Genomic DNA, 20,876 nt, shown 5'->3' on the forward strand with positions numbered 1-20,876 from the left:
CTTCGGTGCGGCCCACGTGCTCGTCAGAGTGCAGTCGTCAGCGCAACGATTCCTCGCGCGGAATTCTGACTTCGACACGCCTGTTCTGGGCCCGCCCTTCGGGTGTCGAATTGTCGGCGACCGGTTCCAGATCGCCTCGGCCCTCGATCTTGATGCGCGAGGGATCGGAAATCTTCGCTTCCAGGACCTGTTTGACAGACTCGGCCCGCATCCGTGAGAGGTCCAGGTTGGACTTGTAGCGAGCCGTTGGCCGGACCGGGACATTGTCCGTGTGGCCGATGATCAGGATTTCGCCCGGTTCCTTGTCGAGCGCCGCGCCGATCCGCTCGGCAAGAGGCAGGAATTCGGGACGCACGTCGGACTTGCCGCCGGCAAAGAGCAGGACGTTGTTGACGTTGATGACGATCTGGCCCCGGTCCAGGTCGACCGTCATCTCGCCGGCATCGATTTCCTTGGCAAGTCCCGCTCGGATGCGTTCAAGCTGCGTCGGGATTGGCGGCGTTGGCGGAGCGATGGGCGTCACCTCTTCGACAGCCGGCGTGATCGCATCGCGCTGGATGGTGACTTGCCCGTCCGGAACGAGTTGCTTCAGATCCGCCGCGAGCGCCCGACTGTCGTCGTCCAGCAGAAAGCGGAACAGGAAGAAGGTCGAGACGAGAACAACGCCGGCAAGGCTTGCCGCCACCCAAAGCGGAATCCGCGTCTCGCTCTGTCCCGCCTTCAGGGTGAGACCGCGCCAGCGCGGAGAAATGTCGCCGTCGTCGCGGGCCTTGAGGTGTCGCAGCGCCTGATAGACGTCGCTGCGAACGGCCTCCAGTTCCGCTTGCCCGCGGCCCGACCGGCGATACTGTCCCTGGAAGCCGAGCGACAGGCAGGCGTGCATCAACTCCAGCAGGTCGTAATTGCTCGACGGATTGACGCGCAGCCGCTTCAGATGCTCGAAGAACCCGACGCCGCTGTTACGCGTGCCGAAATAGCGCGCCTCCATGCTGAACTGCATCCATGCCTGACGGCCATCGGCAGGCATGTTCTGGACAATGTCGTCGGCGAGTGCACACAAGGCGTATTTGCCGATCTTCGCCTGCTCCTGCGAATACCCCGAGGCGGCGACCCGCTGGTCGAAGGATTCGATCGCATGACCGACGTGGTTCATCAGCGGGTCGAGCTGCAGATCGAAGATCATCAGGGGCAGGCGGCCGAGCAGCGAAAGAAGTGGACCGGCCGCTGCGAGCATCGGGTTGGCAGCGGAAATATCGGGATTGATGGCGCGGATGACGGCTTGCAGCGGGATCCGCTCGGCGGGCGGCACCGGTGCGCTGGCGCGCGCAGGCTCGGGTGTGGCGGCCCGAACCTGCGGCTGCATCCAGGCTTCGTCCGCCGGCATTGACGGGGCTGCCGGGGAGGGCGGCTGCGCGTCCGGCTGCGGAGCGCCCTTGTCGGAAAAGTCCAGAGGCCGGAACAGGGGACGCCGTTCCGGCGGCGGCGCGGACGACGGCGCCCCCGCAGACCTACCTCCCGGAGCGCCCGGCGGCTTCAATCCACCTGGATTGGGGATGATGACGGTACGATTGCTCTTCGAAGAGAACGGGTCGTCCTGCTTGCTCATCGCTGTTCTTCCAAGATGGCCCACAAGTCGAGTTCAAGGTTCGGCCATTCTCCAGAGAAATGTATTCCGATGCTCGCGGCCGCACTGAATTCGGGCCAGAGCGGGGACGATTTGTCGAGGTAGAAGTAGACATGGTTGGTCAGCACGCGGATCTGCCGCGGCGGCGTTGGCATCTGGACGAGCTGGATGCCGGGCAGGTTCGAAAGGACGATCTCGCGCATCCGGCTCTTGGGGCCGACCTTGCACAGATCCGGTATCTGCATCTGGATGTCGCGCAGCGGCATGTTCGCCGAAACCTCGAGGACGAAGGTCGCGTTGGCGAAGAGGCTGCGATCCACGACCTGGGCCACATAGGCGTTCGCCGCCATCTGCGTGAGGTCGAGGCGGATGGCCCGGCCGACGTCGATGCTGAGGAAACGCTGGATATCGGACAGCAGCGGCTCGAAGGTCTGCAGCAGGTTGTCGTGGTCGTAGGGCGGATATTCCGCCGCAAGGCGCGATGTCGTGAAGGTCGCAAGCTCGCCGGCCAGACCGAGCAGCTCGACGTAGAGCTGTTCCGGATGGACGTATTTCGATCGCCTCAGGTGCTTCAGCACGTTGATCTGCCGATTGAGCAACTGCAGCATGAAATAGTCGAAGGTCTGCAGGCCGCCGCCGGAACTGGCATCGGCCGCATAGCGCGAGAGTTCCTGCAGTCGCACGTCGACCCAGCCGATCACGCGCTCGATCCAGCCGGAGACGACCGGATGCCCGTGGCAGGCCAGCATCGGCGGCGCGAAACGGTCGTCGGTCAGGAACGTATTGTCGCGAACGTCGATGATGCGCGCCACGGCAAGGCAATGGAAGCCGGGTTTGGGCGACTTGCGCAGGTCGTAGGCCAGCCGCGGATGAGCGACTTCGATGGTCTCCTCGACCTGCATCTGCGAGGCCGAATCGATGAGAGGCTCCACATCGCGGACATAGCGGCTGCCGTGCAGCGATTCCGCCATGTCGATCTCGCGCATGTTCGCGCTCGCCACCGGCAAGGTCAGGTAGACCGTCAGCTGATCGGCGCCTTCGGGAATGTCGATCGGCTCGGGAAGGGGAGAGGTAGAGGGAAGGTCGAACGGCGTGCCGTCCTGAAAAATGCCACTGGCGCTCCTCAGCGCGAACTTGTTCTGCTGGGCAAGGTCGCGGTCATAGCTGATCTCGGCGAAGCCCCACGGGTAGGGGGACATCTGCCGTGTCCGCAAGTCGATCTGATGCTCGAGGTAACGGTCGTTCTGCTGGAGATGATGCTGCCGAAGAAACAATCCCTCCGACCAGACAACCTTGCTGTACCAGGACATCGAGAAAAACACCTTTCGGGACTGACAATGCCGAGAATGGACCTGACATACTGAAATACACGAAGACTGGCCGGTGAAATGCGTCCGAACTTCTTCAACTGGCGGCGATCCAGACCGATTGACGCCCGTTCGATTGCAGGGCGCGTCCAGTCGGGACTGAGGAAGAATGTGGGTGGTGGCACTCCGGCCAAGGCTTTGGTGCAAAAGCACGAAGATCTTCGGTGCCCGTCCGGAACGATCCCTGCAGAAATTCCCCCTCGTGCCTCCAGATTCCCCCAGCAAACTAGCACACCTTGAGCCAAAGTCGACGCGAAGCGATCCGCGATCAGGCCCTCCGCCGAACAACGCCCCGGCAGTCTTAACGCAGTCCTCAAGTCAGAGCGGTGAAACAGGCGCTTCGTTTACCAGTATTGACGCAATGGCCGTCTGGAACTGCGTGAATTCTTTTGAGACGATCGTTCTTTGCACCGTGCCATAGCCGGCCTTGCGACCCGTCATCTTACCCTCTGCCCAGGCAATGATGTCGTTGCGTCCCATGCCCGTCAGGAACGGATTGGCCGTGATGACACCCGCGCCCAGCAGGCTTGCCAGATCGGCATCGTCGGGCGCCTTGAGGACGGACGCTGCGCCCTCCGGACCGAGGAAATGGGCCAGATAGAGCGTACCCGCACTAACGGGCGCCTGCCTCGATCTGAGATAGGCCTCGTTTTCCGCCGCCAGGTTGTGGACCATTTCACGCGACAGCGTCGGGTCGGTTCTGAGCGCCAGCAATTCCTCGCGCGGCAGCGACTGCGCGAGATCGGGCCGGTAGGTGTTCACCATCCGTAGCCAGGTGGATTCGATGAACTGGCCGAGACCTGTCGCGGTCGACATCGGGTTCTTCGCCGCCGCGTTTCCGGCGCTCTCCACATGAATGATCCGATCGACCAGCACCGCGACGGCCGAGCCGTCGTCCTCTCCGGTGCCCTCCAGCGGATCGACCTGCTCGCCGTTGACGAGAAGTTCGAAGTGAAGATGCGGCCCCGTCGAATTGCCTGTCGAACCGACATAGCCGATCAGATCGCCGGCCTCCACCTTGCGCCCGGGTGCGATCCCCTTGGCGAAACGGTCGAGATGCGCATAGCTGGTCTGCCGGCCGCCTCCGTGATCGATCTTGATGAAGTTGCCATAGCCCTCTGCCTTGCCGGCAATGGACACGGTGCCAGTAAAGGCCGCCGACACGGGCGTTCCGACCGGCGCCACCCAGTCCACGCCCTTGTGAATGCGCAGGTCGCCCTCCAGCGGATGCATCTGGGGGCCGAAACCGGCCGCAAGAACGCCCTTCACGGGAACGACCATGCCGCTTGCCGATGGCACGCTGGCAACCTTCACGCGCCCGTCGGACGTGCAGCCAAGGTCCGCCCCCTCGCGGATCGCTATGACATAGCAGACGATGGGCGTCTGTCCCGTCGTGATCGAGGCAAACAGCAGATGTTCGCCGGTCTCTCCGTCACTCGTCCGCCGTTTGCCGTAGATGATCCTGATGTGATCGCCGGGCTCGGCGAAGACGTTCAGATCGTGGCTGCGCGACAGCAGCATGATCGTCTCGCCGACGACAGCAGTCGGGACGCTGTTGCGCAGTCCCGCGCTGTAGATCGCATCGAGCAGCCGGTAGCGCCGTGTGGTGGGGCGCGAGACGGGCGCTGTCGTCATCTGGACGAGATCGGTGTCGATCCAGGGGTCGGCACTGACGCCGAGCTTGCCGTCGTCGCCAAGGGCCAGGGAGCCGACATAGGTGCCATCGTGATAAAGCGACATCTGCGCCAGAGATGGCCCCGATCCCTGGCCCTTGAGCAGCAGCCTGAGGGCAACAACGGATCCGGCTTCGACGGTCTCAAGGTCGAGATCATCCTTCGCGGCGGTCAGCGCCAGTTCAAGATCGCCGCCGGCAAGTCCCGAGCCGGTGAGAATGCCGGCAAGCGGCCTGTCATAGGTCACCCGGATGAAGCGGTCGGATGTGGCCGCGGCCCGTTGCTCCGACGAAATGATCGTCACGACGCTGGTGGTGTTCTCGATTTCGGTCTTCTCGAACTCGGGCGCCGCCGGGTCCGCCTCGCTGCCGGCATCCCATCCGCCGGATTGCTCGTCCGCGACCGTCACCGGCGCGCCGGAGGTGGAAACATTCTCCAGCGGCAATACGTCGGCAACAGACCCGGGCTCGGAAGAGCTGGCGGCCTCCCTGGCCGTCGATCCCTGGCTCTGGGACTGGAAGAAGGCAAAATCCTGCGGCGACGAGGGCAGGCTTGCCATGAAGGCTTCGCTGGTGGTGATCAACTCGTCATCGACGACGAAAATGTCCTTGCCGACGCCGAAGGTCGAAAGAGCCTCGGGGGCCTGCACTTCCTCCGGCTTGCGGCGGTTGTCACCGCCGCTGCCGACCCGGATCAGCAGCGGATCACCCGGCAGGTCGACGATCCGCGGCACATAGACCGGCGGCGCAAAAGAAGGAGCGTCGGTCTGGTCGCTCATGACCAGTTGCTCATCCTCACTGATGGCCGACGCCGGCGCGGGCGTCTTCGCCGTCTCCAGGAAAGCCGGCCAGTCCACCTGCAACCAGACCGCACCGCCCCCGAGACACACGACGAGCGCCACGGCCGCACCGGCCATCGCCCTCCGCGCCCGGCGTTTCTTTCGCCGTGCCACGAGAGCGGCCTTCTTCGCCTTGAAGGTTGGATCGAGATCGATCACCTCAGCATCCCGGACTGCCGAACGAAATCACGATGGGCAGCAATACGCTCTGCCGCGACGCGGATTGTTGCGACCAAACATCAAGAGATCGTCAAACCGCGACCATAGAATAGCAGCGATGGTCGGAAATTTTCGTCGCCTCCGGAAGATTTGTACGTCCGCCATCCTCCAGTTCACATGGTCCGTCCCGGTGACGGGCATCTGCGGCAATCTCCGTCCTGTGCGCGGATTCGCTGTATAGGCCGTGTCCCAATTCTCTCGATGCCATCGGGCCCGGCGCGATTCGCTTGGCTCTCGCGCCCGGAAAGATTGAGCGTGATTTTCAAATGTGGTCTTGTGGCTCGAAGACTGATCCGGCACAGGAATAACGAAGGCGCTTCCAGCGAAGCGGAGGGGAATGTCGGATGGCGGCTCAATCATTCACCTTTTCCACCGGTTCCGTGACCAAGACCGGCTGTGTCCGCGATCACAATGAGGACCGCTTACTGGCAAAGCCGGAGGTCGGCGTCTGGCTCGTTGCCGACGGCATGGGCGGGCACGAGGCTGGCGACAAGGCAAGCGAAGCGATCGTCTCGCATATGGAGTCGATCGGCATTGCAAGTTCCGAGGCCGATCTCGTGGCGCGTTTCGCGGACCGCCTGCAACGGGCAAACGCGGAGATCCGGGAACTTTCCAGATCGCGCGGCGGCGCCCTGATCGGATCGACCGTGGCCGGCCTCGTCATCTACCAGCGGTTCTGCGCCATCCTGTGGTGCGGCGACAGTCGCGTCTATCGCATCCGCCACGGAGTGATCGAGCAACTGAGCCGCGATCACACCGAGGTGCAGGCGCTTCTCGATCGCGGCCTGATCACGTCGGAGGAAGCGCAAAACTGGCCCCGGCGCAATGTCATCACCCGTGCGGTCGGCATCGAGGACGAAGTCGACCTCGATTTCCAGGACGACGAGGCCCGTTCCGGCGATCTTTTCATTCTCTGCAGCGACGGCCTGACGGGGCACGTCGCCGACGGCGAGATCCTCGAACTCGCGGAAGCCAGTGACGATACACAGGACCTCTGTGATCGTCTGGTTGACCTGACCTACGCCCGCGGCGCCAGCGACAACGTGACGGTCATCGCCGTCGCCTGTTCGATGATCGACGAGATCACCGCCGTGCCCGCCATGCCGTCCTCCGCGCAATAGGCTCATCGTGCAAGACGACGAAAACACCCAGAAGCCGCAGCCCGGACCGATCGAAGTCGGCGTCATCCTCAATGGTGTCTACAGCGTCGAGTCCTGGATCGCCGACGGCGGCATGGGCAGCATCTTCAAGGGCCGCAACATCCACATCGGCGATCCCGTCGCCATCAAGTCGATCCTGCCGGAACATGCCCGCGATGACATGATCCTGCGGCTGTTCCAGCGCGAGGCACAGGTGCTCGGCCGCCTGGCCCACCCGGCGATCGTCCGCTACCTGATGTTCGCGATCGATCCCAATCTCCAGCAGCCCTATCTCGCCATGGAGTTCGTCAAGGGCATCTCGCTGGCGGCGAGGTTGAAACAGGCCCCGTTGGCACTGGACGAAGCCCACCAGGTCGCCATCCGCGTCGCAAGCGGCCTGCAGGCCGCCCATTCGGTTGGGATCATTCATCGCGACCTGTCGCCGGACAACATCCTTCTTGAAAATGGCGATGTGGGCTCGGCCAAGATCATCGATTTCGGCATCGCCCGCGCGGCGGCTGAGGCAATTCCGGCGGGGACGATCCTCGGCGGCCAGTTTGCCGGACGGTTTCTCTACGCCTCGCCCGAACAGCTGGGACTCTATGATGCCGATGTCACCCCGAGATCGGATATCTACAGCCTCGCACTCGTGCTTGCCGCCATGCTGCGCGGCGACCCGCTCGACATGGGCGGAAGCCACGCCGAGGTCATCGAAAAGCGCATGCGGCTGCCGGACCTTTCGTCGATCGACGAAGCGATGCGCCCGGTGCTGCGCGCCATGCTCCAGCCCAATGCGAAGGAGCGGCCGGCGGACATGGCGGCGGTCATCCGCCTGCTGGAGGAAAGCAGCCTGCCGGCAGGCACAATTCTGGCACCGCGCGAACGACCGCAGGCCCATGCCAACGACGCGACGGTCGTCAGCCAGTTGGGCGGTCTCGGAGGCTCGTCGTCAGGGCCGGCTGCACTCTCCAACGCGCTGCATGCCCTGAAGTCGGCTGGCACGGGCGCCGGTAGCGACGCCGGGCAATCCGACACGCCGCCGGCCAGCCTGCCGCAATTTCAGCCCGTGCCCTCAGTTTCGGATGCTGACGCGGGGCAGGGCGACGGTCGTCCAGATATTAGCGGTGAAGCCGCTCCCGACACTGGCGGGGAAAAGCCCGCCGATACCGCCCGTGAAACCGTCAGCGCCGAGCCACCGGCCTCCCGCCCAAAGGCCGGAGCATCGGCCGCATCCCGTCCGTCGGCAAAACGGCCCGCCGCGGCTTCCTGGAGATCGGCAATGCCGGCCGCGCTGCTCGGCCTGCTCGCCGTTGCCGTGATGGCGGCCGGAATCGGCTTCGTCATGCATCCTGAATGGTTCGGAATGGACAGAACGGCCGACAGGATCGAGACGGTCGAGAGGATTACCTCCGGCAACACAGGAAATGGTCGCCCTCCGCCGGACAGTCCCGCGGTCGACACGGCCGACGATCAGATCAGGGCCACCACACCTGCCACCGAGGCCGAGCCGTCCTTCGACGCGGCGAGCGCAACGAAATTCATCGCGGACTTCGCGTCAGGACCCTGCCACTTTGCCCGCCTCGCCGCGCTTGCGGACCAAAGGCCAAGGATCGAGGCGCTCGGCAACGACAAGGATGCCGTCCTTCGCCTTCAGTCGGCCTTCGCCACGAAATTCGGCATCGTGCCGGAGTTCGTCTTTCGTCCCGTCGTCAGCGAGCAATGCAATTCGCTGTCCTTCCTGTCCCGCGTCCGCGAGCGCGGCGGGACAATGTCAGACATCACGCTGGGCAAGGAGCGAGTCCAGCCGGGAGACAGCACCGAAATCCGATTGAAGGGACAGACCGGCAAGACGACCTATCTGCTCTATGTCGCCAATGACGGCCGGGTCTACAACATTTCCAGCCTCCTAACCTGGGCGGGGACAGACGCCAGCGGCACGCTGACATCCAGGCCTTCGCAATCCGCAAGCCCGATGCCGCAGCTGCTGCTCTCGATCGAGGCGTCCACGCCGATCGATCTCGTGGAGCAGATGAATGGGCTCGTTCTGGCCAAGGGGTTCTTCGACGAACTGACCGCGATCGACGGGCGCACACAGGCAATCACCGGCGCCGGACTGGCCTATCTCACGATCGGGGGAGGGTGATCCTCATGGGTTCGATCCCCCCGCAGGCGCACAATGTGGCCCGCAAGGCAATGCAGGCGCTTGGACTGGCCGCCATTGTCCTCGCCGCGGCAACCGCGGCGGCCGAGGCGAAGTTCACCATCTGCAACCAGTCCCTTGATGTCTTCAACGTCGCCATCGGCCACGACTCCGGCCGCGGCGAGATCGAAACGGAAGGCTGGTGGCAGATTGCTGCCAATCGCTGCGTCGACGTCGTTCGCGAGGATCTGACCTACCGTTACATCTACGTCTACGCCAAGGACGTGTTCGATCAGCCCGTTCTGGAAGGCAAGACGGCCATGTGCGTCGGCACGCGCCGGTTCCAGATCTCGGGCACCGGCGACTGCTGGCAGCGAGGCTATGAAGCCGTCAACTTCGTCGAGGTCGATACGCAGGACCAGTCGCGCTGGACGCTGTTCCTGACGAGCGAGCGGCAACAGTGAGTGCATCACGCACAGATCATGCGGCAAGCCATGGATTTCACGCCGGGAAATTCGGAACTCGGAGCCGCCCCGTTTCGGATTTGAGGCTCGAAGCGCCAGTCAAGGAACTCGCATCGGATCGGATCGCTGCCGCAGATTTGAGATCGCTGGCTTGCGACGCCTGCTGAGGCCGTCTCCCCAGGCATATCTGCCCTCAAAAAGCCCGGCCGCTCGCCCGCACGTCCCCGCATCGGTCCAAGTCCGGCTACCCGCTGAGGCAACGCCTTGGACCCGCGCTCCGATCTTCGGCGAACACGCCTTCAGCGTGAGGCCCGTCTCTAGAGTGCTGCTGGGGAGTGATGCCAGTCGCAGCGGAAATATCCGCCGCAAAGGCTGCGGACGCCGATACCCCGCCGCCAGCTGCCCGATTCCCCACCCCAGTGCTCGCCGGCAGCCCCGCTGCCAGCTCTCGTTACAATGTCTCGGCAACCACCGAGCGACCATCGCGGACGACAAAAGCCGCTTCCCGTGCAGGGCGCGAATGCGGCATCAGCGCCGGCCACTCGTCAGACCGAAATATGGAGAAGCGTCTCTAAATAAGAATAATATCTTATTTCGAGACGAGCGGCGACTTATGGGCAAATCATATGGCCTAATCTCCCTAAATAAGACAAACGTCCTGTTTTAAGCGGCGGCTCTCGTGGTAGGGCTTCCGCATCATGGGAGTTCATTCAAGGATGACGGAACAGCTCAGCCCTTCGCGGCGCAGGACGCGTCAGACCCTCTTCAAGGCAGCTCTCGATTTGCTGGAAGAAGGCGCGCGCCCGACGATTCAGGACATTGCCGAGCGCGCCTCCGTTTCGCGCGCGTCCGCCTATCGCTATTTTTCCGATCCGGCCGAACTGATCGATACCGCTCTCGCCGAGACAACATCCGAGTTGCTCGCCTTCGATGCCGGTTCGCTGGACGGAAGCGCCGCAGATCGCGCCGAGCAACTGGTGGCGCGGCGTGCGCTCGTGATTCTTGCCAATGAGGCCCTGTTTCGACGCGGGCTGGCGTCACAGAATCCAGGTAGAGGCGCACGACCGCCGAATGCTGACCCGGATTTGGGCAACGCGGTCAAGGTTGCGCTCGAACCGCTTGAATCCCGCCTTGCAAGGCAAACGCACGATCAGTTGGCGGCGTCGCTACTGCTTCTGGCTGGCCCACACGCAATTCTCGGACTGCGCGACAGCGCCGCCTTGCGTCCGAGCGATGCGGAGGCTTGCCTGAGATGGATGGCCCGAACGCTTGTGACCGGCGCAATCATGCGCGACGCGGCTGGATAACGGTCAATTCTTTAGCCATATAAATATATGCACAACACGGTCTAACGTCGGATTTTGAGCCGCTCATTGGACTCGTTCACGCGTCAAGGCGCGGCAAACATATTAGCTGGCAAATGAATAAGCGCCTGCGAGCAGATTCGCACGGCTCGGCGATGGCTTAATCGCAACAACTCTGGGTCAGTTGGCTCGACAAGAAGGCCGATGAACGGCCCCTCGCTGTGCGCCGATAGCCAAAACCACCTCAGACCACCGTTCCGTGGAGATCGTAGGCATCGGCGGAGTCGATCTTGACCGTGACGATGTCGCCCGCCCGGATCGGCCGGCGCGAGGAAAGATGCACGGTGCCGTCGATCTCTGGCGCGTCCCACTTGGAGCGCCCTTTGGCGACCGTCCCCTGCGTCTCGTCGACGATCACCTGCAGCCGCTTGCCGACCCGCGATTTCAGGATTTTCTGCGAAATGGCCTGCTGATGCGCCATGAAGCGGTGCCAGCGGCGCTCCTTGACCTCCTCGGGAACCGCTTCCAGCCCAAGGTCGTTCGCTTTCGCGCCCGCGACGGGCTCGTATTTGAAGCAGCCGACGCGCTCGAGCTTGGCCTCCGTCAGCCAGTCGAGCAGCATCTCGAAATCCTCGTCCGTCTCGCCGGGGAAGCCGACGATGAAGGTCGACCGCACGGCAAGATCCGGGCAGACCCCGCGCCACTTGGCAATGCGCCCGGCCGTCTTCTCCTGATGGGCCGGCCTGCGCATCGCCTTCAACACGGTCGGCGAGGCATGCTGGAACGGAATGTCGAGATAGGGCAGCACGAGACCCTCGGCCATCAGCGGGATGACCTCATCGACGTGGGGGTACGGGTAGACGTAGTGAAGCCGCACCCAGACGCCCATCTGGCCGAGTTCGCGGGCAAGGTCGAAGAAGCGCGTGCGCACCTCGCGGTCCTGCCAAAGACCCGGCGCATATTTGAGGTCGACGCCGTAGGCGGACGTGTCCTGGCTGATAACCAGGAGTTCCTTGACGCCGGCCTTGACCAGTTTCTCGGCCTCCCGCAGCACATCGGTGATCGGGCGCGAAACGAGATCGCCCCTGAGGCTCGGGATGATGCAGAAGCTGCAACGGTTGCTGCAGCCTTCGGAAATTTTAAGATAGGCATAGTGACGCGGGGTGAGCTTGATCCCCTGCGGCGGAACCAGATCGACATAAGGGTCGTGACGCGGCGGCACGGCAGTATGCACCGCGCTCATCACGCTCTCGTAGGCCTGCGGACCGGTGATCGCGAGCACGTCCGGGAATTTCTCGCGGATCTGTTCCGGCTCCGCGCCCATGCAGCCGGTCACGATCACCCGGCCGTTTTCCTTCATCGCCTCGCCGATGGCCCCGAGGCTTTCCGCCTTGGCGCTGTCGAGGAAGCCGCAGGTGTTGACGATCACGACGTCGGCGCCGTCATGCTTGCGGCCGATCTCGTAACCCTCGGAACGCAGGTGCGTGATGATCCGCTCCGAGTCGACGAGCGCCTTCGGGCAGCCGAGGCTGACGAAGGAAATCTTCGGGGCGGCACCGTCGGCCGAGGCCGGCGCGGCTTTGTTCTGCTCAAGGCTCATATGGGATCGGGCTCATAAAAGGTGCGCGGTATCTTGCCCGGCGCACGGCTCATCGTTGGCGTTGCTCATACCCGAAACCGGCCCTTTCTTGCAAATGCCGGCCGTCCCACAGCTGATATGCAAAATCCTCCGATTGCGCTGGATGTCCCTTGATGGGAACAAAAAAGGAACATAAACTGCCCCCTGCCGATCAGGGAGCATCCGATAATGACGACCGCAATTGCCATCCGGCCTTTGACTCCGGACCTTTGGGCGGATTTCGAAACGGTCTTCGGGCCTCAGGGCGCGTGTTACGGTTGCTGGTGCACCTATTTCCGCCTGGCCGCGGCCGAGAGAAAGTTGCTGGGCAGCGCGGAGCGCAAGGATTTCATGCACAAAAGGGTCGATGCGGGCCCGCCACCGGGTCTTCTCGCCTATGATGGCGCAGCACCGTTCGGCTGGGTTCAGGTGGGGCCGCGGTCCGAACTGCCGGGATGGAATACGCCGCGTACAGTGGCACGGCCGCTCGATCCGCAGGATGCCGAAGACCCTCATGTCTGGGCGGTCAGTTGTTTCTTCATGCTCTCGAAATACCGGGGGCAAGGCCTCAGTCACGCGATCCTGCAAGGCGCCATCAAGCATGCGCGGGAGGCCGGAGCGCGCCTGCTCGAAGCCTGCCCGATGGACCATGCCAAGCAGGCCAAATCAGTGGGGCTTTACGTCGGTTCGACGAGCGTGTTCCGCAAGGCGGGTTTCGAGGAGGTCGCGCTGCGCAAGGCCGGTCGCCCGTTGATGCGGCTGGCGTTGTAGCTGTTCCTCCGCGTCGATTGGTCTCTTCTGATTTGTGTCCCTCGACAGCGGACGGCGCACTATGTGATAGGAGCGCGAGAAACGGCGACGGATGGCGGGGCGTTAAAAAATGCATGTGAGCGAACTGGAGATTCGCAGCCCGAGCGAGGCCTTCATGCGCCTCAAGGGTGCAGCAAATCTCACCTTCCTCGACAGTTCCATGAGCCACGCTACGTTGGGTCGGTTTTCCTTCCTCGCCGCCGATCCCTTCGCGACGCTGAAAGTGGAGCGCGGCGTCACCACGTGGAACGACGAGCCGGTCGAAGGCGATCCGCTGACGATCCTGAAGGAAAAGCTCGCTCTTTATCGCCAGCCCAAACGCGTCGGCTTGCCGCCGTTCCAGGGTGGAGCGGCCGGTTACGTCGGCTATGATTTCGGCCGTTACCTCGAAGACTTGCCCGATCCGGAGCAGGGGCTCGGCGAAATCCCGGACCTGCTGCTGCATTTCTACGACGTGGTGCTCGCCTTCGATCACCGCGAAAAGCGTGGCTGGCTCTTTTCCACCGGCTGGCCGGAGCAGGAGACGGTCGCGCGCGCCAACCGAGCCATCGCCCGTGCCCAGGAATTCCGGCGGCTGCTGACGGCAGAACCGAAAAAGCCTCAGGGGCCTGGCAGCGCCGATCTCGACTGGCAGTCGAATTTCACGCGGCCCGACTACGAGGCCGCCCTGGCGCGCACGATCGAATACATCCTCGCCGGCGACATCTTCCAGGCCAATATCTCGCAGCGCTTCGCCGCCGGTCTGCCGGAGGATTTCGATCCCTACGCCTTCTATTTGCGGCTCCGCCAGGTGAATGCCGCCACCTTCGCTGCCTATCTTGACTATGGTGACCTCGTCGTTGCCTCCGCCTCGCCGGAGCGCTTCGTTCAGGTCTATGACGGGCGGGTTGAAAGCCGTCCGATCAAGGGAACGGCCCGGCGCGTCGACGATCCGGCCGAGGATGCCAGGATCGCGGAGGCGCTGCTGGCTTCTGAAAAGGACCGCGCCGAGAACGTCATGATCGTCGACCTCCTGCGCAACGATCTCTCGCGGGTTTGCCGGCCGCACACGGTGCATGTGCCGGCGCTTTGCGGCCTTGAAAGCTATGCCGGCCTGCATCACGTGGTCTCGGTCGTCTCGGGCGTGCTCGAGGACGACGCGGACGTCACGGACCTCCTCCGTGCGTCCTTCCCCGGCGGATCGATCACCGGCGCGCCGAAAATCCGCGCGATGGAAATCATCACGGAAATCGAAAAGCGCGCCCGCGGCGTCTATTGCGGCTCGATCGGCTTTTTCAGCTTCGACGGCAGCGCCGACACCAACATCGCCATCCGCACCGTCACCTTCCGGCATGGCGAGGCGAGTTTTCAGGTCGGCGGCGGCATCACCGCGCTCTCCAACCCGGCGGACGAATTCGAGGAGACGCTCACCAAGGGCGCCAGGATTTTTGCCGCCTTCGCGCCTGACGTCTCCAAAGAAGACAAGGCCGCGCAAGAGGCGGCGGGAGCGCAGCGGACGTGATCCTCATTATCGACAACTACGACTCCTTCGTCTCCAACGTCGCTCGCTATTTCCGCGAACTCGGCGAGGATACGAAGGTCATCCGCAACGACCAGATCACGGTCGGGGAGGTCGCTGCGCTCGATCCGCGCGCGGTGGTCCTCTCGCCCGGCCCCTGCACGCCGCACGAGGCCGGCATCTCTCTGGACCTGATCCGGGAGCTCTCCGGGCAGATGCCGATCCTTGGCATCTGCCTCGGCCACCAGTGTATCGGCGAGGCCTTCGGCGCCAGCGTGGTGAGGGCCCGCCAGCCGATGCACGGCCGCGCCTCGATGGTGACCCACGACGACGACGGTCTTTTCGACGGCCTGCCCAACCCGCTGAAGGTCGGCCGCTATCATTCGCTGATCGTCGAGGACGTGAGCCCCAAGGGCCCGCTCAAGGTGACGGCGCATGCCGAGAACGGTGAGATCATGGCGCTCGCCCATCGCGTCCATCCGACCTACGGGGTACAGTTCCACCCCGAATCCATTCTCACCGAAAGCGGCCACGCCATGCTTGCCAACTTCCTCAGCGCCACGGCCGAAAAGACCCGCGGATGATCTGGCTGAACGGCGCGCTGCACGAGGGGCCGACGATCCCGCTCGATGCGACCGATCGTGGCCTGCTTCTGGCCGATGGCGTCTTCGAGACTCTCGTCGTCTTTCATGGCCGCCCGTTCTGCCTTGCCGAGCATCTGGCAAGGCTCGGAGCCGGCGCACGCCTGCTGGGGTTCGAGGCACCGCTCCGCCGCGCCGAGGAGGGACTGTTGGCGATGGCGGCCAAGGCGCCGGAAGACGGTGCCGTGCTCCGGCTCACCGTGACGAGAGGGCCGGGTCCACGCGGTCTCCTGCCGCCTGAAAATCCGACGCCGACCATCATGGTGACGATGGCGCCCTTCAATCCGGCACTCGTCTTTCAGCCGGTTTCGATGGTGACCGTCGGCACGCGGCGCAATGAATATTCGCCGCTCTCGCGCATCAAGTCGCTGGCCTACATGGACCAGACGCTGGCGCTGAAGGAGGCGCGCGAGGCCGGGGCAGACGAGGCTCTGATGCTCAACACCGCTGGCCGGCCGGTCTGCTCCAGCGCCGCCAATATCTTTGTCGTCGTGAAGGACGAAGTGTTGACGCCGCCGGTGGGCGAGGGCGTTCTTGCCGGCATCACGCGCGCCAGGTTTCTGTCCGTGGCCGATCTCGGCGGACTGAAGGTCGTGGAGCGCCCCCTGACGGCGATCGACATCGCACGGGCAAGCGAGATCTTCCTGACCAACTCGGTCCGTTTCTTCCAGCCGGTGAGCACGGTCGACGAAAAGGAACTTGATCAGAACGCTCCCGTCGCGAAGATCGCGCTGGACCTTCTGAGGGACCTTGCCGAACGCGAATGCATGGGGCCGGTGCCTATCGCGAGCCTGCAGTGACCGGTACCCCGGGCGCGGCGTAGGCAAGCGCCGGACTGTACAGCGGCGGGTGAACTGAACTAAATACCGCGCGGGTCGCCGTCAGGGACCCTGCTAAGCGCACCAGATGGGAAGGTCGAGACCATGAGCGGGCTATCGCGAACGTCCGAGGATTTGTCGCCTCGCCGACGCCGTATGCTCTATCACAGCTGGCACCGGGGCACGCGGGAGATGGACCTGCTGCTTGGCCGCTTTGTTGACGCCAACATCGCCGACCTCGCCGACGAAGAGCTCGACGAACTCGATACGCTGATGGAAGTCGAGGACAAGACGCTCTTCGCCTGGATCATCGGTCAGGACCCCGTGCCTTCGGAAAAGGCCGGTCCTGTCTTCGAACGCATCGTCCGCTTTCACCGCGACAATCCCATCGCCGCCGATTGAACGGCTGAAGTCTCAATATCCGAGTTTGAAACCGTGTCCAGCGACCGAGACCTATTCGACGAATTCCGCGAGATGACCCTCGCCAATGTCCCCGACGGTGCGGAGGCTCTTGGCCTCCTGCGTTTCATCGGGGAAGGCAAGGGCTTGCGGGTGGTCTTTGTCGCGCGCGACGGTCAGCATCTGGCGCAGGTCCAGAGGGTGCTCGCCTTTGCCGCCCCGAAGATCGAGGCGGTCGAGTTCCCGGCCTGGGACTGTCTTCCCTACGATCGCGTCTCGCCGACGCCGCAGGTGGTCGCCCGCCGCATGACCGCGCTGGCGCGGCTTGTAGGCTCCGGCGACGGCCCGGCGTTCGTACTCCTGACGACAGCGAATGCGCTCCTGCAGCGCGTCGTGCCGCAGAACGTCGTTGCCCACCAGTCCTGGGGCTCGGCCGTCGGCAACCGCGTCGACATGACCGCGCTCGGCAAATGGCTGGAGGACAACGGCTTTTCACGTGTTTCGACCGTTCGTGACACCGGCGAATACGCGGTGCGCGGCGGCATCGTCGATCTCTTTGCGCCGGGAACGGACCTCCCGGTGCGGCTCGATTTCTTTGGCGATACGCTCGACTCCATCCGCACCTTCGATCCCGAAAACCAGCGCACCGTCGGCCAGATGAAGCGCCTCGACCTCGTTCCCATGAGCGAGGTGACGCTGAACGCCGACAGCATCCGGCATTTCCGGCAGGCCTATCTGGCGAAGTTCGGCGGCTCGACGCGCGATGATCCGCTCTATGAATCGATCAGCGAGGGCAGACGCTACGCCGGCGTCGAGCATTGGCTGCCGCTCTTCCACGACGGCCTCGAGACGCTGTTTCATTATACCGCCGAGGCGCCCTATGTCCTCGATCCGTTGGCCGAGGAAGCCATCGGTGAGCGGCTGAAAACCGTCGTCGACTACTACGAGGCGCGCCTCGATGCCTGGAAATCGGGGCAGGCGGGCGGCGCGCCCTACAAGCCTGTCGAGCCGGCATCCCTCTACCTGACCGGCGACGACATGCAGGCCGCGTTTGCCTCCCGCCCGATGGTGCGCCTGTCGCCCTTCCAGGTGCCCGAGGTGGGCAAGAAGGTGGTCGACTTCGGAGGCAAACAGGGCCGAACCTTCGCCGCCGAACGCGCCGGCGGCGACGTCAACGTCTTCGATGCGCTGGTGGCGCATTTCCGCGGCGTCCGAGACAGCGGCCGGCGTATCCTGCTCGCCTGCTGGTCGGAGGGCTCGCGCGAACGCCTCTCGCAGGTCCTTGCCGATCACGGTGTGCAGAAGGCGGAGGTCGTCGAGACGCTTGAGGCGGCTCGCGCACTGCCGACCCATGTGCTCGGTCTTGCGGTTCTCGGCATCGAAACGGGCTTCGAGACGGCGGATCTGGTTGTCATCGGCGAGCAGGATGTGCTCGGCGACCGCCTGATCCAGGGCGCACGGCGCAAGAAGGCCAAGAATGCGCTGACGGAAGTCGCCAGTCTTTCGGAAGGCGATCTCGTCGTTCACGTCGATCACGGCATCGGCCGCTTTATCGGCCTGAAGACGATCGAGGCGGCCGGTGCCCCGCACGACTGCCTGGAAATCACCTACCACGGCGGCGACAAGCTCTTCCTGCCCGTCGAGAACATCGAGCTCCTGACGCGCTTCGGCTCGGAAGGCGAGCACGTCCAGCTCGACAAGCTCGGCGGTGGCGCCTGGCAGGCCCGCAAGGCGAAGATGAAGAAGCGCATCCGCGAGATTGCGGGTGAGTTGATCAAGACCGCCGCGGCACGTCTGCTGAAATCCGCGCCGGTGCTCTCGCCTGCCGAAGGACTCTACGACGAGTTCGCCGCGCGCTTCCCCTATGACGAGACGGAAGACCAGCTCAACGCCATCGAGGCGATCGTCGAGGATCTCCAGTCCGGCAAGCCGATGGACCGACTCGTCTGCGGCGACGTCGGCTTCGGCAAGACCGAGGTTGCCCTTCGTGCGGCCTTTGTCGCGGCGCTGTCCGGCAAGCAGGTCGCCGTCGTCGTGCCGACGACGCTTCTTTCGCGCCAGCATTTCAAGACCTTCGCAGATCGCTTCCGCGGGCTTCCGGTGCGGGTGGAACAGGCCTCGCGCCTTGTTTCGGCAAAAGACATGGCCAGAACGCGCGAGGGCCTCAAGGACGGCACCGTCGATATCGTCGTCGGCACGCATGCGCTGTTGGCAAAATCCATCCAGTTCCGCGATCTGGGCCTGCTCATCATTGACGAGGAGCAGCATTTCGGCGTCAAGCACAAGGAACGCCTGAAGGAACTGAAGTCCGACGTCCACGTGCTGACGCTCTCGGCAACGCCCATTCCGCGCACGTTGCAATTGGCGCTCACCGGCGTGCGCGAACTATCGCTGATCGCGACGCCGCCGGTCGACCGGCTCGCCGTGCGCACCTTCGTCGCCCCCTTCGATCCGCTCGTCATCCGCGAGGCGCTGCTGCGCGAACGCTATCGCGGCGGCCAGGCCTTCTATGTCTGCCCGCGAGTGTCCGATCTCGCGGATCAGAAGGAGTTCCTGGAGCGCCACGTCCCTGAGGTGAGGGTGGCGGTCGCCCATGGCCAGATGGCCGCGACGGAACTGGAAGACATCATGAATGCCTTCTACGAGGGCCGTTTCGATGTGCTGCTGTCGACGACCATCGTGGAATCCGGCCTCGATATCCCGACCGCCAATACGCTGATCATTCACCGGGCCGACATGTTCGGTCTCGCCCAGCTCTACCAGTTGAAGGGCCGCGTCGGCCGCTCCAAGACCCGCGCTTATGCGCTGTTCACGACGCCGGCGGAAAAGAAACTGACCGGAGCCGCGGACCGGCGCCTGCGCGTCCTGCAGTCCCTCGATACGCTCGGCGCCGGCTTCCAGCTGGCGAGCCACGATCTCGACCTTCGCGGCGCCGGCAATCTCGTCGGCGAGGAACAGTCAGGCCACATCAAGGAAGTCGGCTACGAGCTTTACCAGCAGATGCTGGAGGAGGCGGTCGCCTCACTGAAGACCGGCGACGACAGTCTCACCGACGACCAGTGGTCGCCGACGATCACGGTCGGAACCCCCGTGATGATCCCGGAGAGCTTCGTGCCGGATCTGCAGCTGCGGCTCGATCTCTATCGCCGGCTCGCCGATCTCACCGAACCGCAGGACATCGACGGTTTCGGCGCCGAACTCATCGACCGCTTCGGCCCGTTGCCGGAAGAGGTGGATCACCTGCTCAAGATCGTCACGATCAAGGCCTTCTGCCGGCGCGCCAACGTGGAGAAGATCGACGCCGGTCCGAAGGGCGTTGTCATCGCCTTCCGCGGCGGCGAGTTTGCCAACCCGGCAGCCCTGGTGCGTTACATCGGGGAGCAGGGCGTTCTGGCGAAGATCCGTCCCGACCAGAAGATCGTGCTGTCGCGCGACTGGCCGACCCCCGAGCAGCGGCTCAAGGGCACGGCCGCCGTTCTGGTCAAGCTCGTGCGGATGGTGGATGAGGTTGCGCCAAAGGCCGCGTGAGTGGCCTTACTCCGCCGCGCGGCCGATGACCTCTGCTGCGACGCGCTCGAAGGCGTCAGCCATCATCTCGGGCGGCTGGGCGCCGGAGATCGCGTATTTCCCGGCCATCACGAAGCAGGGCACGCCGGTGATGCCGATCCGTCCGGCATAGTCGACCTCGGCCCGGACAATTTCCACGTCAAGGTCCGTCGCCAGACGGTCGCGGACGTCGTCTCCATCAAGCCCGACGGCCTCGGCGATCTCGGCCAGCGTATCGGCTTGCGTCAGGTCACGGCCTTCGCAGAAGAAGGCGGTGCAAAGCGCCTCGACGGCCTCGCTGCCAAGTTCGGCAGCACTCGCCCAGCGAATGACACGGTGGCAGTCGAGCGTGTTGGGCGTGATTTCGATCCGGTCGAAGGCGAAGGGAATCCCGATCGCGCCGCCGACGTCGGTCAGGCGCGCATGCATCTCGTCGATGCGCATGGGATCGCTGAACTTGTCCGTCAGATACTGCCGTCGGTTCTTGCCGGACGCCGGAATCGTCGGATCGAGCTGGAAGGCCCGCCAACCGACCGCAATCTCGAGATCCGGCAACAGAGAGATGGCGATGTCGAGGTTGCGCTTGCCCACGAAACACCAGGGACAGATCACATCCATGAAGACGTCCACGCTCAGGACAGCGGCATTGGGTGCTTCGGCCATGAATCAAGCTCTTCTGTAAACGGCAGCAAATATGAAAAATCGGGGGTACGACTTCGCGCGGCGGCAACGGGACTTGGCCATTGCGGCCACCGCGAACACTCGAACGACAAGCTAA

General features: G+C 63.9%; 15 protein-coding genes. 10 read left to right on the forward strand and 5 right to left on the reverse strand.

Going from position 1 to position 20,876, the window contains the following annotated elements:
• Positions 1 to 37 precede the first annotated feature (37 nt).
• From tssL to HDIA_RS11755, 3 genes are all read right to left on the reverse strand, one after another.
• Positions 38 to 1,606, reverse strand: coding sequence for a type VI secretion system protein TssL, long form (tssL, locus tag HDIA_RS11745; protein ID WP_099556335.1), 1,569 nt, complete (start codon positions 1,604 to 1,606; stop codon positions 38 to 40).
• The gene (gene tssK, locus HDIA_RS11750; RefSeq protein ID WP_099556336.1) at positions 1,603 to 2,934 is read right to left on the reverse strand and encodes a type VI secretion system baseplate subunit TssK; all 1,332 of its coding nucleotides are present in this window, start codon (positions 2,932 to 2,934) and stop codon (positions 1,603 to 1,605) included. Before tssK ends, tssL begins: the two co-directional genes overlap by 4 nt.
• 375 nt (positions 2,935 to 3,309) lie before the next feature.
• Positions 3,310 to 5,661 (reverse strand): peptidoglycan DD-metalloendopeptidase family protein, encoded by a 2,352-nt coding sequence (locus tag HDIA_RS11755; RefSeq protein ID WP_099556337.1) that lies wholly within the window; start codon positions 5,659 to 5,661, stop codon positions 3,310 to 3,312.
• A 404-nt stretch (positions 5,662 to 6,065) separates the two neighbouring features.
• Between HDIA_RS11755 and HDIA_RS11760 the strand changes: the two genes are divergently transcribed.
• The 4 genes from HDIA_RS11760 (at position 6,066) to HDIA_RS11775 (ending at position 10,771) form a co-directional block, all read left to right on the forward strand.
• A complete protein-coding gene (locus tag HDIA_RS11760; protein WP_099556338.1) occupies positions 6,066 to 6,842 on the forward strand; it encodes a PP2C family protein-serine/threonine phosphatase in 777 nt (258 codons plus the stop codon).
• A gap of 7 nt (positions 6,843 to 6,849) precedes the next feature.
• Entirely contained in the window at positions 6,850 to 9,003 is a 2,154-nt protein-coding gene (locus tag HDIA_RS11765; protein WP_099556339.1) for a serine/threonine-protein kinase, read from the forward strand.
• 5 nt (positions 9,004 to 9,008) lie between these two features.
• Positions 9,009 to 9,464, forward strand: coding sequence for a DUF1036 domain-containing protein (locus HDIA_RS11770; RefSeq protein WP_245884247.1), 456 nt, complete (start codon positions 9,009 to 9,011; stop codon positions 9,462 to 9,464).
• 716 nt (positions 9,465 to 10,180) lie between these two features.
• Positions 10,181 to 10,771 (forward strand): TetR/AcrR family transcriptional regulator, encoded by a 591-nt coding sequence (locus tag HDIA_RS11775; RefSeq protein ID WP_162292636.1) that lies wholly within the window; start codon positions 10,181 to 10,183, stop codon positions 10,769 to 10,771.
• Between the two features lie 241 nt (positions 10,772 to 11,012).
• Here HDIA_RS11775 and rimO read toward each other — a convergent pair whose 3' ends face one another.
• Positions 11,013 to 12,368, reverse strand: a complete 1,356-nt coding sequence (rimO, locus tag HDIA_RS11780) for a 30S ribosomal protein S12 methylthiotransferase RimO (protein WP_099556341.1) — start codon at positions 12,366 to 12,368, stop codon at positions 11,013 to 11,015.
• Between the two features lie 207 nt (positions 12,369 to 12,575).
• Here rimO and HDIA_RS11785 point away from each other — a divergent pair, with 207 nt between their 5' ends.
• From HDIA_RS11785 to mfd, 6 genes are all read left to right on the forward strand, one after another.
• Positions 12,576 to 13,157, forward strand: coding sequence for a GNAT family N-acetyltransferase (locus HDIA_RS11785; RefSeq protein WP_099556342.1), 582 nt, complete (start codon positions 12,576 to 12,578; stop codon positions 13,155 to 13,157).
• Between the two features lie 109 nt (positions 13,158 to 13,266).
• Positions 13,267 to 14,697 (forward strand): aminodeoxychorismate synthase component I, encoded by a 1,431-nt coding sequence (pabB, locus tag HDIA_RS11790; RefSeq protein ID WP_099556343.1) that lies wholly within the window; start codon positions 13,267 to 13,269, stop codon positions 14,695 to 14,697.
• Positions 14,694 to 15,278 (forward strand): anthranilate synthase component II, encoded by a 585-nt coding sequence (locus tag HDIA_RS11795; RefSeq protein WP_099556344.1) that lies wholly within the window; start codon positions 14,694 to 14,696, stop codon positions 15,276 to 15,278. Before pabB ends, HDIA_RS11795 begins: the two co-directional genes overlap by 4 nt.
• Positions 15,275 to 16,135, forward strand: a complete 861-nt coding sequence (locus HDIA_RS11800) for an aminotransferase class IV (RefSeq protein ID WP_099556345.1) — start codon at positions 15,275 to 15,277, stop codon at positions 16,133 to 16,135. The genes HDIA_RS11795 and HDIA_RS11800 overlap by 4 nt, the downstream gene beginning before the upstream one ends.
• Positions 16,136 to 16,309: 174 nt before the next feature.
• A complete protein-coding gene (locus HDIA_RS11805; protein ID WP_425432936.1) occupies positions 16,310 to 16,555 on the forward strand; it encodes an FAD assembly factor SdhE in 246 nt (81 codons plus the stop codon).
• A gap of 72 nt (positions 16,556 to 16,627) precedes the next feature.
• Positions 16,628 to 20,080 (forward strand): transcription-repair coupling factor, encoded by a 3,453-nt coding sequence (gene mfd, locus HDIA_RS11810; RefSeq protein WP_099556347.1) that lies wholly within the window; start codon positions 16,628 to 16,630, stop codon positions 20,078 to 20,080.
• Between the two features lie 6 nt (positions 20,081 to 20,086).
• Here the strand turns inward: mfd and HDIA_RS11815 are convergent, their stop codons facing one another.
• Entirely contained in the window at positions 20,087 to 20,761 is a 675-nt protein-coding gene (locus HDIA_RS11815) for a DsbA family oxidoreductase (protein WP_099556348.1), read from the reverse strand.
• Positions 20,762 to 20,876: the final 115 nt, after the last annotated feature.

Source organism: Hartmannibacter diazotrophicus, from assembly GCF_900231165.1.
Taxonomy (GTDB): domain Bacteria; phylum Pseudomonadota; class Alphaproteobacteria; order Rhizobiales; family Pleomorphomonadaceae; genus Hartmannibacter; species Hartmannibacter diazotrophicus.

Bases quoted from the DNA above. Each gene is read 5' to 3' on its own strand.
- tssL (WP_099556335.1), bottom strand. From the start codon at position 1,606: ATGAGCAAGCAGGACGACCCGTTCTCTTCGAAGAGCAATCGTACCGTC.
- tssK (WP_099556336.1), bottom strand. From the start codon at position 2,934: ATGTCCTGGTACAGCAAGGTTGTCTGGTCGGAGGGATTGTTTCTTCGG.
- HDIA_RS11760 (WP_099556338.1), top strand. From the start codon at position 6,066: ATGGCGGCTCAATCATTCACCTTTTCCACCGGTTCCGTGACCAAGACC.
- HDIA_RS11770 (WP_245884247.1), top strand. From the start codon at position 9,009: ATGGGTTCGATCCCCCCGCAGGCGCACAATGTGGCCCGCAAGGCAATG.
- HDIA_RS11775 (WP_162292636.1), top strand. From the start codon at position 10,181: ATGACGGAACAGCTCAGCCCTTCGCGGCGCAGGACGCGTCAGACCCTC.
- rimO (WP_099556341.1), bottom strand. From the start codon at position 12,368: ATGAGCCTTGAGCAGAACAAAGCCGCGCCGGCCTCGGCCGACGGTGCC.
- HDIA_RS11785 (WP_099556342.1), top strand. From the start codon at position 12,576: ATGACGACCGCAATTGCCATCCGGCCTTTGACTCCGGACCTTTGGGCG.
- pabB (WP_099556343.1), top strand. From the start codon at position 13,267: ATGCATGTGAGCGAACTGGAGATTCGCAGCCCGAGCGAGGCCTTCATG.
- HDIA_RS11800 (WP_099556345.1), top strand. From the start codon at position 15,275: ATGATCTGGCTGAACGGCGCGCTGCACGAGGGGCCGACGATCCCGCTC.
- HDIA_RS11805 (WP_425432936.1), top strand. From the start codon at position 16,310: ATGCTCTATCACAGCTGGCACCGGGGCACGCGGGAGATGGACCTGCTG.
- mfd (WP_099556347.1), top strand. From the start codon at position 16,628: ATGACCCTCGCCAATGTCCCCGACGGTGCGGAGGCTCTTGGCCTCCTG.
- HDIA_RS11815 (WP_099556348.1), bottom strand. From the start codon at position 20,761: ATGGCCGAAGCACCCAATGCCGCTGTCCTGAGCGTGGACGTCTTCATG.